Source organism: Stenotrophomonas maltophilia, assembly GCF_002799245.1.
GTDB lineage: Bacteria > Pseudomonadota > Gammaproteobacteria > Xanthomonadales > Xanthomonadaceae > Stenotrophomonas > Stenotrophomonas maltophilia_S.
This window is the reverse complement of record NZ_NEQV01000008.1, coordinates 92,530-105,203: the sequence shown is the minus strand read 5'-3', so window position 1 is coordinate 105,203 and position 12,674 is coordinate 92,530. Positions and strand designations below refer to the sequence as shown.

The 12,674-nt window shown below is 67.7% G+C and carries 11 protein-coding genes; 3 read left to right on the top strand and 8 right to left on the bottom strand.

The features are described from left to right. Positions 1-3: 3 nt before the first annotated feature. The gene (gene ftsE / locus B9Y64_RS20215) at positions 4-690 is read right to left on the bottom strand and encodes a cell division ATP-binding protein FtsE (RefSeq protein WP_014648630.1); all 687 of its coding nucleotides are present in this window, start codon (positions 688-690) and stop codon (positions 4-6) included. A gap of 295 nt (positions 691-985) precedes the next feature. Then, positions 986-2,710: an ATP-dependent RNA helicase RhlB gene (gene rhlB / locus B9Y64_RS20210; protein WP_100442170.1), complete on the bottom strand. Its 1,725-nt coding sequence runs from the start codon at positions 2,708-2,710 to the stop codon at positions 986-988. A 511-nt stretch (positions 2,711-3,221) separates the two neighbouring features. On the opposite strand from rhlB, the gene trxA reads away from it, so the two are divergent. From trxA to B9Y64_RS20190, 3 genes are all read left to right on the top strand, one after another. Next, positions 3,222-3,551: a thioredoxin gene (gene trxA, locus B9Y64_RS20200; RefSeq protein WP_005411275.1), complete on the top strand. Its 330-nt coding sequence runs from the start codon at positions 3,222-3,224 to the stop codon at positions 3,549-3,551. A gap of 228 nt (positions 3,552-3,779) precedes the next feature. Then, positions 3,780-5,522 carry a transcription termination factor Rho gene (gene rho, locus B9Y64_RS20195; RefSeq protein ID WP_100442169.1) on the top strand — a complete coding sequence of 581 codons (1,743 nt, stop codon included), beginning with the start codon at positions 3,780-3,782 and terminating at the stop codon, positions 5,520-5,522. A gap of 209 nt (positions 5,523-5,731) precedes the next feature. Continuing rightward, positions 5,732-7,306 (top strand): sensor domain-containing diguanylate cyclase, encoded by a 1,575-nt coding sequence (locus tag B9Y64_RS20190; RefSeq protein WP_100442168.1) that lies wholly within the window; start codon positions 5,732-5,734, stop codon positions 7,304-7,306. Positions 7,307-7,345: 39 nt separating this feature from the next. Here the strand turns inward: B9Y64_RS20190 and B9Y64_RS20185 are convergent, their stop codons facing one another. The 6 genes from B9Y64_RS20185 to B9Y64_RS20160 form a co-directional block, all read right to left on the bottom strand. Beyond that, positions 7,346-8,236: a TonB family protein gene (locus tag B9Y64_RS20185; protein WP_100442167.1), complete on the bottom strand. Its 891-nt coding sequence runs from the start codon at positions 8,234-8,236 to the stop codon at positions 7,346-7,348. Positions 8,237-8,316: 80 nt separating this feature from the next. Then, positions 8,317-10,047 (bottom strand): bifunctional isocitrate dehydrogenase kinase/phosphatase, encoded by a 1,731-nt coding sequence (gene aceK, locus B9Y64_RS20180; RefSeq protein ID WP_100442166.1) that lies wholly within the window; start codon positions 10,045-10,047, stop codon positions 8,317-8,319. Positions 10,048-10,193: 146 nt separating this feature from the next. After that, positions 10,194-10,553, bottom strand: a complete 360-nt coding sequence (locus B9Y64_RS20175) for a hypothetical protein (protein ID WP_005419760.1) — start codon at positions 10,551-10,553, stop codon at positions 10,194-10,196. Between the two features lie 53 nt (positions 10,554-10,606). Beyond that, positions 10,607-11,023, bottom strand: a complete 417-nt coding sequence (locus B9Y64_RS20170) for a roadblock/LC7 domain-containing protein (protein ID WP_100442165.1) — start codon at positions 11,021-11,023, stop codon at positions 10,607-10,609. Continuing rightward, the gene (locus B9Y64_RS20165) at positions 11,016-11,564 is read right to left on the bottom strand and encodes a GTP-binding protein (RefSeq protein WP_100442164.1); all 549 of its coding nucleotides are present in this window, start codon (positions 11,562-11,564) and stop codon (positions 11,016-11,018) included. Before B9Y64_RS20165 ends, B9Y64_RS20170 begins: the two co-directional genes overlap by 8 nt. Further along, entirely contained in the window at positions 11,557-12,522 is a 966-nt protein-coding gene (locus B9Y64_RS20160) for a hypothetical protein (protein ID WP_100442163.1), read from the bottom strand. The genes B9Y64_RS20165 and B9Y64_RS20160 overlap by 8 nt, the downstream gene beginning before the upstream one ends. Positions 12,523-12,674: the final 152 nt, after the last annotated feature.

Genomic DNA, 12,674 nt, shown 5'->3' with positions numbered 1-12,674 from the left:
GGGTTACTCCGCCAGGTCCTGCGGCGAGATGTCATCCACCAGCCGGCCGTGGTCGAGGATCAGCACGCGCTTGCGCATGCGGCGCAGCAGCGGCAGGTCGTGGCTGACCACCAGCACGCTGGTGCCACGCGAGGGCAGCTCGGCGAACAGGGCCATGATCTCCGCCGCCAGGGTCGGGTCGAGGTTGCCGGTCGGCTCATCGGCCACCAGCAGCTTGGGTTCACCGACGATGGCGCGGGCAATGCCGACGCGCTGCTGCTCGCCGGCCGACAGCTGCGAGGGCAGCGCCTTCTCACGATGGCCCAGGCCCATCCGTTCGAGCACCGAGCGCACGCGCTTGCTGATGTCGCCACGGCGGGTGCCACGCAGGATCAGCGGCAGCGCCACGTTCTCGGCGATCGAACGGTCCATCAGCAGGCGGTGGTCCTGGTAGACCGCCCCCACCGCGCGTCGGTGGCGGGGCACATCGCCACCGCGCACCTTCAGCAGGTTGCGCTCGTCGAACACCACCGCGCCGCGGCTGGGCCGCTCATCCAGGTGGATCAACTTGAGCAGGGTGCTCTTGCCCGCACCGGAATGGCCGGTGACGAACAGCATCTCGCCCGGCGCGACCTCGAAGCTGACATCGATCAGCGCCTCGTGGCCACCGGCGTACTGTTTGCTGACATTGTCGAAGCGCAGGACACTCATGCCCCGATTATGCAGGACCGGCGCGACAGATCGGTAGCGCCGGGCCGTTGGTGGGTGCCGACCGTTGGTGGGCACACCCTTCAATGCCACCCGACCAACGGTCGGGTGCTACCGGTCTGGCCTGGTGGGTGCCGACCGTTGGTCGGCACACCCTTCAATGCCACCCGACCAACAGTCGGGTGCTACCGGTCTGGCCTGGTGGGTGCCGACCGTTGGTCGGCACATCCTTCAAAGCCACCCGACCCACGGTCGGGTGCTACCGGTGGGTGCCGACCGTTGGTCGGCACACCCCGGATCAGCTGCCCGACAGCATCCGGCGGATCTTGCGGCCGATGCGGGTCAGGAACGAATCGCCGGTATCGGCCGCCGTGCGCACCGGCTTGGCCACCACCTGCACCGGAGTCACCGGGCTGGCGCCATTGCCGGCGTTGGCCTGCACGCCCTCGGCACCCTCGACCGGACGGCCGTGGCGACGACGACGGCGCTTGCGCGGCTTGTGTTCACCGTCCACGGCACCTTCCGGTGCGCCTTCGGCGCGCGGCGGGCGCGGCGGACGCGGGGCCTGGGCGGCGGCACCTTCCGCACCGGCGACCGGAGCGGCAGCGCCCTGCTCGCCTTCCACGCGCGGCTTGCGCGGGCCGCGCGAACGGCGTTCGCCGCTGCGCTCACCGTCACGGCCACCGCGGCCACCACCACTACCGGAACGGCTGCCACTGCGGCCACCGCCACGGCGCTCTTCCTCGGCGGCGCGGGCTTCGCGCGCTTCACGGAAGATCTGGCCGACGCTTTCGTTGTCCTCACCGTCCTCGCCCGCCACCGGGGCCGGGCGTTCCGGGCGCGGCAGCGGCGTCATCAGTTCCTTGGTGACCGGCTCGGACGGAATCTTCTGCTCGATGTAGGCCTCGATGTCCGGCAGGCCCATGGCGTAGCGTTCGCAGGCGAAGCTGATCGCATCACCCTCTTCACCCAGGCGCGCGGTACGGCCGATGCGGTGCACGTAGTCTTCGGCGTCGAACGGCAGGTCGTAGTTGTAGACGTACTTGATGCCATCGATGTGCAGGCCGCGCGCGGCGACGTCGGTGGCCACCAGGATTTCCAGCTGGCCCTTCTGGAAGCGGTTGAGCAGGCTCTCACGCTTCTTCTGCGGCACATCGCCGGACAGCACGCCGACGCGGTAGCCGGCCTTTTCCAGCGAACGGGCGACGCGCTCGACGAACACCTTGGTATTGACGAACACCATGGTCCGCGCGCCTTCGCTGCGCGACAGCAGGCCCAGCAGCAGCGGGATCTTCTCGTCGTCGGCCGGGAAGTAGATGCGCTGGCGCACGCGGGCAGCCGTAATGGTCTCGGCTTCGACCACCAGCTTCTGCGGCTCGTTCATGTGCTCGTAGGCCAGCTCCAGCACGCGATGGCTGAGGGTGGCGCTGAACAGCAGGGTCTGGCGGATGGTGCGTTCCGGCATGCGGCGCAGCAGGAAGCGGATGTCCTTGATGAAGCCCAGATCGAACATGCGGTCGGCTTCGTCCAGCACGCAGATCTCGCAGGCGTGCAGCGAAACCACCTTGTGCTGCTTGACGTAGTCGATCAGGCGGCCCGGGGTGGCGATGATCACGTCCACGCCCTGCTGCAGCAGTTCGCGCTGCTTGTCGTAATCCACGCCACCGTAGACCAGCGCAAAACGCAGGCCCAGGTCGGAACCGAACTTCACCGCATCCTTGTGGATCTGGATGGCCAGTTCACGGGTCGGGGCGAGGATCAGGGCGCGCGGGTCTTCCGGCTTGCGGTCGGCCAGCGCCGGACGGGTCAGCAAGCGGTTCACAACAGCAACCAGGAAGGCCAGGGTCTTGCCGGTGCCGGTCTGGGCCTGGCCGGCAACATCGCCACCAGGCAGCGCGACCGGCAGGGTCAGCGCCTGGATGGGCGTGCAGCGGGTGAATCCGGCTCCTTCAAGACCGGCCTGCAGGGCCGGATGCAGCTCGAAGGAGGAGAAGGTCAAATCGGTCAGCGGTTTGTCGCTCATGAGTCCGTCTTGGTATGGCCGCCGGCCCGTGGGGCGGCTGGCACTTCATCGTCTAGGGGCACCGTCGCAAACTGCGGCCCCTGCGGCGGGTTGGCAGGCCGGGACCACCTGGTCCGCTCGCCGCACAATGTTCCAGTTTAACTCACTCGGGCGCACATGCCGGAATGGGCCGTCTCACGGACCAGGGAGACGATCAGCCTTCACCCAGCCACACGGGACTTGAACGGCCTGGCCCCGGGCGCTGGTGTCGCCCACTGCCAGCCCCATGTACAGGAAGACAGTGAAATCCGGCACATACCGGACATCGAAGCGATCACGATACGCTGGGTTCCAGCCGGCGCCTGTCCCCGCCCTGCGATAGGGGTACACTGCCGGCCGTGAGCGTCCAGGCATCCCGCCGAACGCACCGCGGCAGTGCGCCGCGAGGCAACGACGAGGGTCGCGCCACCGGGCATGGCCCAGTTCACCCACCTCCGGCATGGCCGGGTGCAATCCAAGACGAGAAACCAAGATGAGCGACAAGGTTGTACATGTCGGCGACGCCGACTTTGATAGCGCAGTACTGAATTCCAAGGAACCGGTGCTGGTCGATTTCTGGGCCGAATGGTGTGGCCCGTGCAAGATGATCGCCCCGGCGCTGGACGAATTGGCCGATGCCTACCAGGGCCGCGCCAAGATCGCCAAGGTCAACGTCGACCACAACCGTGCGCTGGCTGCCAAGTACCACGTGCGTTCGATTCCGTACCTGGTCGTGTTCAAGGACGGCGAGAAGGTCGGCGAGCAGATCGGTGCGGTGGGCAAGGCCCAGCTGGCCGGCCTGCTGGACAAGGCCCTGGCCTGATCCTGCTGTTCCCCGGCAGCCGCCGACCGCGGCTGCCGGCGGGCGCACCACGCCCATGATGAATGCTGTTCCCGGCGACTCTTGCATGGCGCCGCAGGCCGATGATAGTGTCGGCATATCCGGCCGCGTTCGCGTGCCGCACCCTCTGGACGCAGTTTCTTCCAGACCCATTCCCAACGTTCGCCGCCCCAGCCGGGCGCTCGCACCTTCAAGCGAGGAATAACGCTCTTGTCCGATAACACTTCCGAAACCGGCAGCGCTGATGCGCCCGCCGAAAAGCGCGTGCGCAAGCCCCGCGTGAGCAAGGCCGCCGCCCCGGCAGCCGCCGAAACCAGCGCCGCTCCGGCGCAGCCGACCCTGCCGCTGGCCGCCGCGCCCGAAGCACCGGCCGCCGCCCCCGCACCGAGCGCGCCCGCCGCCGAGGCCCCTGCCAGCAGTGGCGGTGGCGAAGGTGGCGAGGGTCGCGAATCCGGCCAGCCGCGGCAGCAGAACCACCAGGGGGGTGGCCAGAACCAGGGCCAGAACCCGTACAACCAGAACGGCCAGCAGGGCCAGGGGCAAGGCCAGGGCAACCGCCGCGACCGCTTCCGCAACCGCCGCGACCGTGACCGCAACAACCGCTTCCGCGACGATGGCCTGCCCAGCGACGGCGGCGAGCAGCAGCCGTTCGTGCCGCGCCCGCACGCCAACGTGCCCGAGGGCTTCCCGGTCTACTCGCTGAGCGACCTCAAGCGCATGCCGGCACAGAAGCTGCTGGAAATCGCCGAGCAGCTGCAGATCTCCGAAGGCGTGGCGCGTGCCCGCAAGCAGGATGTGATCTTCGCCCTGCTGAAGGTGCTGACCCGCCACGGCGACGGCGTCGCCGCCGACGGTGTGCTGGAAATCCTGCCGGACGGCTTCGGCTTCCTGCGCGCGGCTGAAGCCAGCTACCTGGCCGGCCCGGACGACACCTACATCTCGCCCAGCCAGATCCGCCGCTTCAACCTGCGCACCGGCGACCACATCTCCGGCCGCATCCGTTTCCCGAAGGACGGCGAGCGCTACTTCGCGCTGAACATCGTCGACACCATCAACGGCGAGCCGATCGAAGCGTCGAAGAACAAGGTGCTGTTCGAAAACCTGACCGCCCTGTTCCCGCGCCGCCGCTTCACCCTGGAGCGTGGCAACGGTTCGTCGGAAGACATCACCGGCCGCATCCTCGACCTGATGGCGCCGCAGGGCAAGGGCCAGCGCTCGCTCATCGTGTCGCAGCCGAAGGCCGGCAAGACCATGATGATGCAGCAGGTCGCCACCGCCATCACCACCAACCATCCGGACGTGCACCTGATCGTGCTGCTGATCGACGAGCGCCCGGAAGAAGTGACCGAAATGCAGCGCACCGTGCGCGGCGAGGTCATCAGCTCGACCTTCGACGAGCCGGCCGCGCGCCACGTGCAGGTGGCCGAAATGGTCATCGAGCGCGCCAAGCGCCTGGTCGAGCACAAGAAGGACGTGGTGATCCTGCTCGACTCGATCACCCGCCTGGCCCGCGCCTACAACAACGTGGTGCCGAGCTCGGGCAAGGTGCTGACCGGTGGTGTGGACGCCAACGCCCTGCATCGCCCGAAGCGCTTCTTCGGTGCCGCGCGCAACGTGGAAGAAGGCGGCAGCCTGACCATCATCGCCACCGCGCTGGTCGACACCGGCTCGAAGATGGACGAGGTGATCTACGAAGAGTTCAAGGGCACCGGCAACAGCGAAGTGCACCTGAGCCGCCGTATCGCTGAAAAGCGCGTGTTCCCGGCCATCGACATCAACCGTTCCGGCACCCGCCGCGAAGACCTGCTGATCGAGCCGGAGCTGCTGCAGAAGATCTGGATCCTGCGCAAGCTGCTGCATCCGATGGATGAAATGGCCGCGATGGAGTTCCTGCTGGACAAGATGAAGAACACCAAGTCCAACGACGAGTTCTTCGGCTCGATGAAGCGCTGATCCACGGCATTGCATCGAAAAGAACCTGCCGCTCGCTGCGGCAGGTTTTTTTTTGCCTGCAGGGCGACCCACTTCACTTTGCCGCCGCCGACTTTTGGCGATAATTCGCCCGACCCCCAGCCCGGCCCCGCGGGCGTGGCCACCGATTCCCGCTGTCGCCCCTTCCGGAGAACCGGTCGGGTCCAGCCTCCTGCCGGATCCGTCGACGCATGCGTACGCTGTCCCCCCGCCTCAACCTGGGCAAGCTGATCCTCGCGCTGGCCCTGCTCAGCGCCATCATCGCCCTGGCCAATACCCTGCTGGCCAGCTACCGCGTGCAGCGCGACCAGCTGGTCGGCAACACCCTGGAAGCCAATCGCGTCTATGCCACCAAGCTGGCAGAGACCACCCAGAACTTCCTGCTGGCCGCCCAGCAGGAGCTGGCCTACGCCGCCACCCGGCTCGGCCAGAGTGACCTCGATCCGGCACAGGCGCAGGATGAAGCCAGCCGCCTGCAGCTGCAGACCAACAGCTTCAATTCCTCGCTGGTGGTCGACGCCGACGGCCTGGTGATCGCCACGTCGCCGCAGACCCTGCAACTGCAGGGCGAGATCCTGCACAGCGTCGGCAACAACGCCGCACTGGCCTCGCGCCAGCCGATGATCAGCGACCCCTACCAGTCGGCCACCGGCAAGCTGCTGGTCTCGCTGTCGCACCCGATCTTCGACCGCCAGGGCCGCTATCGCGGCTACGTCAGCGGCACCCTGTACCTGCGCCAGCGCAGCGCGCTGCACACGCTGCTGGGCAAGCACTACTACCGCGATGGTTCCTACCTGTACGTGGTGGATCGCCATGGCCGCCTGCTGTACCACGCCGATGGCAAGCGGGTCGGCGACTACGTGGTCGGCAACCCGGCGGTGAAGGCGGTGGTGCGTGGTGAACGCGGTGCGCAGCAGGTACGCAACAACCTGGGCGTGTCGATGCTGGCCGGTTATGCACCGGTACCGGCCACCGGCTGGGGCATCATCGCCCAGCGGCCGACCGAGGCCACGTTGCAGCCGTTGTCGCGGTTGATGACGGCGGTGATCTGGAACGCGATCCCGCTCGGCCTGCTGTCACTGCTGATCACCTGGTGGTTCGCCCGGCGCATCTCGATGCCGCTGTGGCAGCTGGCGCGCAACGTGCAGGGCGGCGAGGACACCGGCAACGCGATCAACCACGTCAGCGGCATCCGCGCGTGGTACTTCGAGGTGGCCCAGCTCAAGCAGGCGGTCCTGCACAGCTTCAACGCCCTGCAGGACCGCATCGGTACGCTCAACCGCGCCAACCGCACTGATCCGCTGACCGGCCTGCTCAATCGCCGTGGCCTGCAGCAGGCGCTGGATGCATTGCAGGTGCAGGGCATTCCGTTCGCGATCCTGGCGCTGGACATCGATCGCTTCAAATCGATCAACGACCGCCATGGCCATGACGTCGGCGACGCCGCCATCGTCCATATTGCCGACCAGATGCGCCGCTACTCGCGTGACAGCGACATCCTCTGCCGCGCCGGTGGTGAGGAATTCCTGCTGCTGTTGCCGGGCATCAGTACCGACCCGGCGCGCCAGGCCGGCGAGCGCCTGCGCCAGCACATCGCCGATCATCCGTTCGAACCGGTCGGCACCATCACCGTGTCGCTGGGCGTCGCCCACTTCCCCAGCTTCCATGTCGATGCCGAGCAGGCGCTGCGGCTGGCCGACAAGGCCCTGTACATGGCCAAGGAGCAGGGCCGCAACCGGGTGGTGGTCTACCCGTACGCGGACTGAGAAGCGGCCGGCCCGGCCGGCCGCTTCACCGCGCCGGGCTCAGCGCTGGGCCAGCGGCGTCAGCAGGCGCAGGCCACGCTGGGTGCCATCGACCATGTACACGCCCCCGGCGGGCAGAAGATCGCTGCCCGCCTGTCCGGCAGCATCCGGCTTGCGCCACGGTGCGGCCTGGCGCGGGCCGGGGATGAAGGCCCGCCAGCGGCCATAGCGCTCCGGCTGGGCGTTGCCGTTGTCGTTCAGGGCGAAAGTCACCGGCACGCGCACGGTCCAGGAATCCCGCGTGCTGTCCTCACCGGTGGTCGGCGGGACGAAGGTCCACTTGCGGGCCCCGCTGATGCTGGCCTTGGCCAGGATGTCGCGCATCCTGGCCATGGCCCGTTCCGGTGCGACCACGGTCATGTTCACCTGTTCGGCAATGACATCGGCCACGGTGCCGTCGCGTGCGACCTTCACCAGCAGCAGCACGTCACCCTGCCCGCCATTGCGGAAGGCATCCTCGGGGTAGCGCGGCGGCGGCATGCTCTTGCGGGTCACCGTCGAGGTGGAGCTCGGGTCGTAGTCGCTGAAATCGACACTGGTCATGCTGATCTGGTAGCTGCCGTCGTCCTGCTCCTTGCCACGCAGGCGCACCCGTAGCGGCGCGTGGACGGCGATCGCGCTGCCGTCACGCAGGGTCGGCTCGAACTGCCAGCCACGGATGGTGCCTTCCACGAACGACGCGATGCCCGGTGCGAGCATCGCCTGCTGGTCCAGGGTCAGCTTGCTGACCGAACCATCGGCCGCCACGTCGATACTGCCCGACAGTGCCATGCTCATCTCGGCCGTGGCGCGCACGGCGCGCGCGTTCTGGGCGACGGCATCGGCCGGCAGCAGGGGGGCACCGGCGGTGAACGCCAGGGCCAGGGCAAGGAACAGGGGGGAACGCATCATTGCCGGATCCGTGGTGATGAAGTGAGCGCCGAGCGTACCGCAGTCCGGACCGGGCCGGCAGGCGGTTCACGCCAATCCGTTCAGGCCAGGCGATGGGCCGCTGCGTAGGGCGGCGTATCCGGATAATCACCACCGGCGAAGCGCGCCTGCAGGCCCTGCCACCACGCCGGATCGAACAGGTGCCGGTAGTGCTCGCGCACTGCGGCCAGCTCTCCCGCCGGCAGGCCCATGAACGGGCCGAAGCGCTCGGGAAACACATCGCGTGGACCGACATGGAACCAGGGCTCGTCGGCCATGGCTTCCTCCGGCGTACGCGGCTGCGGCCAGGCGCGGAACACGCAGTCGCTGACCAGGCACAGCTCGTCATAGTCGTAGAACACGGCCCGGCCGTGCCGGGATACGCCGAAGTTCTTCGGCAGCATGTCGCCGGGGAAGATGTTGTTGCGCGCCATGTCGGTGATCGCCTCCGCGTAGTCGAGTACCGCCGCGCGCACCGCGTCGCCGCCCTGCTCGCGCAGGTACAGGTTCAGCGGACGGAAGCGGCGCTGCACGTAGCACAGCGCAACTTCCACCTGGTCGCCATCGACGCGCACGCTCTGCGCGCACTGCTCCAGCAGCTCTTCCAGCAAAGCCGGTGCGAAGCGGTCGCGCGGGAAACGCAGGTGGCGATACGGCTGTGCGTCGAGCAGGCGGCCCACGCGGTCGAGATTGAACACCAGCGCGTACTTCTCCTCCACCTGCTGCCGCGACATGGACTTGGGCCAGGCGAAGCGATCGCGGATCAACTTGAACACCAGCGGATAGCTGGGCAGGGTGAACACCGCCATGACCATGCCCGGCGTGCCTTCGGCGGGCACCAGCCGCTCCTGCGGATGTTCGTTGAAGTGGCGGAAGAAGGTGCGGTAGCGCTCGGTCTTGCCCTGCTTGGCGCGGCCCAGCACGGTGTAGATCTCATCAATGGGCTTGCCCGGCAACAGGCTGCGCAGGAACACTACCGCATCGCCGACCGTGGCGAGGTCAGCCTGGAAGTAGCTGCGCGATACACCGAACAGGTGGGCGACATCGCGGCGACGGGTCAGCACCGCATCGGCACGCAGGCCCTGACCATCGTTGACCAGGGCGATCACGCACGGTGAGAAGCGGTGCTCGCCGAACACGCGGCCGACCAGATAGGCGCGGCGCTCGCGATAGAACACGGTGTCGAGCAGCTCGATGCTGCGCACCGGTGTATCGCCCCAATGGGCCAGATCGTCCAGCAGGCGCACGGCGATGGCCGCCGCGCAGCGCAGCTGGTGCGCATACGGAACACCGAAGCGGTAGTCAGCCAACACGCGCTGCAGCGCCTCCACCGGCCGCGTCGGCGAAACCGCGTAGGTATGCCGCGCGACCGGATGGGTGATCGCATCGGATGGCTCGACATCGAAGGCGATGAACTCCAGCGCCGGGTCCACGCCACGGGTGGAAAACAAGCGCCGCGACAGCGTGTTGTAGAAGGTCTTGTATAGCTCGGCGTCGATCAGCCCCTGCAGCAACGCGCTGTAACGTGCATGCACCTGCAGCCACAGCGCACGCTCCCCGATCGCTTCACCAGCAAGTCGCCGCAGCGCATCCATCTGTTCGGCGATGCACAGGTCGTACAACGCGATGCGCTCGACTGCATCCTGGCGCGCCCCGGTCCAGTCACGCTGCTCGAAGCGATGCCGGGCACGGGCAGTGATCGCCGCAAAGCGGGCGTGGTACTGCTCGAAGCCGGCGTGGATGGCGCCGGCGATGCGCGACGCCAACTCGGCAGCGAAGTCAGGCTCGGGCATGCACGGCTCACCGGGAAGGACCGGTTACACCATACGCCGGCGTGTGCGACGCCGTCGAGCGCAAAGGTAGTGCCGGCCGCTGGCCGGCAGCACCTGGACCGTCGGTGGATCCATGCAGGTGCCGGCCAGCGGCCGGCGCTACCGGCTCAGATTGCCAGCTCGGCCTCCACGTCCTGCACCTTGCGCCGGGCCAATGCCAGGTTGGACTTGGTACGGTCCAGCACGATGTAGAAGAACAGGCCCTTCTTCTTCGCCACCGGGCGCATGATGTGGTACGCCTTGCCCAGCGAAATCAGGATGTCCTCGATGCTGTCGTTGAGGTTCAACGACGCGGCGGTCTTCATCTTGGCGCGGATCACTTCGGTGTTGCCGGCGGCGGCCACTTCCATGTCCATGCCGGCACCGGCTTCGCCCAGCAGCATGCCGCTTTCATAGTCGACCAGCGCCACTGCCTGCGCGCCGTCGATGCCCATCAGTGCGTTCAACGATTCATTCAATCCAGCCACGTCGCACCCCTTGTCGATGTTGGTTCGAGCCCCTCGTTCCCCTGCGGCTGGGCTCACGATCCGCCGAGTTCAGCCAGGATCGCCTGGCCACATTCCCTGCTCTGCCACAGCACCTGGCCGATCACGCTGCGCTGGTCGCAGGCCGCCATCAGCAGCAGTGGTGCGCGCCCATCGGCCTGGATCGCCAGCATCAGCACCTTGCCGCCGGCCGCTTCCAGCATCAGTGTCTGCAGATCACCCAGCACCAGTTCACGCCCAACCGCCGCGGCCAGCGCCAGCATTGCGCTGGTCATCGCTGCCAGCCGCTCGCCGCGCCCGTCGGCACCGGCGCTGACCAGGGCAAAGCCATCGACGCTGGCCAGCACCACCGTGCGCACCCCTTCCACCCGCTGCTGCAGGTCCTGCAACAGGGGCTGCAGGCGCTCACGCTGGCCGGCATCGGGCAGTACCGCCATCTGCCCGTCAGCCATGCGCAGCCACCAGTGCGTGCGCTTCCATTTCGCTCATCAATACATCCATCAGCAGCAGTCCCTGTTCGCGGTCACGCGCATCCACGGCCAGCAACGGCAGCGGCTGGTCATCAAGGCAGGCATGCGTGGCCCAGTCATCCAGTGCTGCCTGTGGTGCCTGGTCCAGGTGGGTGACCGCCACAACCAGTGCCAGGGATGCTGCGAACGGCTGCAGCACCTGCAGGTAGTCCTGCAGCTCGCTGGCCACGCCGGCGCGGCGTGCATCCAGCAGCAGCACCGCGCCACGCGCGCCCTGCAGCAGGATCGGCCACAGGAAATCGAAGCGCTGCTGGCCGGGCGTTCCGTAGAGACGCAGGCGTTCACCGTTGGGCAGGTCGATGTCTGCGTAGTCCAGCGCGACGGTGGTGGAGGCCTTGTCGGCGCCGAGACGATCACTGTTGGCCACATCCGTGTCGATCACCGCGCCCGCGGCGATGCTGCGCACCAGCGTCGACTTGCCGCTGCCCATGCCGCCCAGCACGACCACCTTGTGCTCACGCATTGCGCTCGCTCCCACGCAGATGCCGCCATAGGCGGGCAAGCAATCCATTGTCGGTGCGGGTGCCACCTGTCGCCATCATCGGCGTCGCGGGGGCGGCCTGCAGCTGCGCATAGCCACACAGGTAGGCGGCATGGATGAAATCGCGAACGGCTGCAGCCGGCAGTTCGAGCAGCACCGCGCATTCTTCAACCGTGCACGCGCGCTTGAGCAGCAACGAGCACAGGCGGAAGCCATCGTGGTCATGGCCCAGTACGCGGAAATCCGGCCAGCGCAGCAGCTTCACCGAGGCGCCGCGCAGGCGTTCGTCCAGTGCCTGCCAATGACGGCTTCGTTGCGCCCATTGCCACAACAGCGGCCGCAGCGGCTGGCGTGGCCGCTCACCGGCCAGGACCTGCAGGCGCGCGGGGGTCAGTGCATCCAGCTGCAGGCGTTCGAAGGCGTCGGCCAGGCGCTCCACCAGCGCGCTCGCCGGTTCCTGCAACAACACGGCCTGGTCATGCTCCAGGTCCATCAGCAACAAGGGCTCGTGGGCGTCGCTGAGCAGTGCCTGCCCCTGCCTCAAGGGCAGCCGCTCGCGCAGCAGGCGGGTGATGGCGTGCGCGCCATCGGCCAGGCGGATCGGTGCGGCGGTCTGCATGGCCATGGGCTCCGGTGCCAACTGCATGCGACGCAGCGCGCGGCCGATGGCACCATCGTCAAGCACGTGCTGGTGCCCGTCGCCGTCACGCAACTGGCCGCCGGTATCCTCGATCCAGCACTGCAGGCGCGGCCGCTGCTGGCGCATGCGCTGGGCGGCGTTGCGCAGGGCCGGCGTATCGCGGATGACCAGCAGGTCGCAATCATCCAGGTCCTGGCTGCGGCGGATCTGGCCGTCCGGCAGTGCCGACGCCAGGCGCAGCCGTTGCAGCAGGGCCTGCTCGCCCTGGATGTCGGTTCCCACTACCAGCACGCGTGCCATCCGTGTTCCCCGAGCGACCACCTCCCCGGTGGTCTCGCGTCGCCAAGGCTAGGGCATTGTCGACGAAGGCGGTCGTGATCGACTGCTCAGATTGAGGGCAGCTGCAGACCGCCTGCTATCGGTTCTGCGACGGCCATCGCGGGCAAGTTTCA

Excerpts from the sequence above, each read along its gene's own strand:
- ftsE (WP_014648630.1), bottom strand. The coding sequence starts at position 690 with ATGAGTGTCCTGCGCTTCGACAATGTCAGCAAACAGTACGCCGGTGGC.
- rhlB (WP_100442170.1), bottom strand. The coding sequence starts at position 2,710 with ATGAGCGACAAACCGCTGACCGATTTGACCTTCTCCTCCTTCGAGCTG.
- trxA (WP_005411275.1), top strand. The coding sequence starts at position 3,222 with ATGAGCGACAAGGTTGTACATGTCGGCGACGCCGACTTTGATAGCGCA.
- B9Y64_RS20190 (WP_100442168.1), top strand. The coding sequence starts at position 5,732 with ATGCGTACGCTGTCCCCCCGCCTCAACCTGGGCAAGCTGATCCTCGCG.
- B9Y64_RS20185 (WP_100442167.1), bottom strand. The coding sequence starts at position 8,236 with ATGATGCGTTCCCCCCTGTTCCTTGCCCTGGCCCTGGCGTTCACCGCC.
- aceK (WP_100442166.1), bottom strand. The coding sequence starts at position 10,047 with ATGCCCGAGCCTGACTTCGCTGCCGAGTTGGCGTCGCGCATCGCCGGC.
- B9Y64_RS20170 (WP_100442165.1), bottom strand. The coding sequence starts at position 11,023 with ATGGCTGACGGGCAGATGGCGGTACTGCCCGATGCCGGCCAGCGTGAG.
- B9Y64_RS20165 (WP_100442164.1), bottom strand. The coding sequence starts at position 11,564 with ATGCGTGAGCACAAGGTGGTCGTGCTGGGCGGCATGGGCAGCGGCAAG.
- B9Y64_RS20160 (WP_100442163.1), bottom strand. The coding sequence starts at position 12,522 with ATGGCACGCGTGCTGGTAGTGGGAACCGACATCCAGGGCGAGCAGGCC.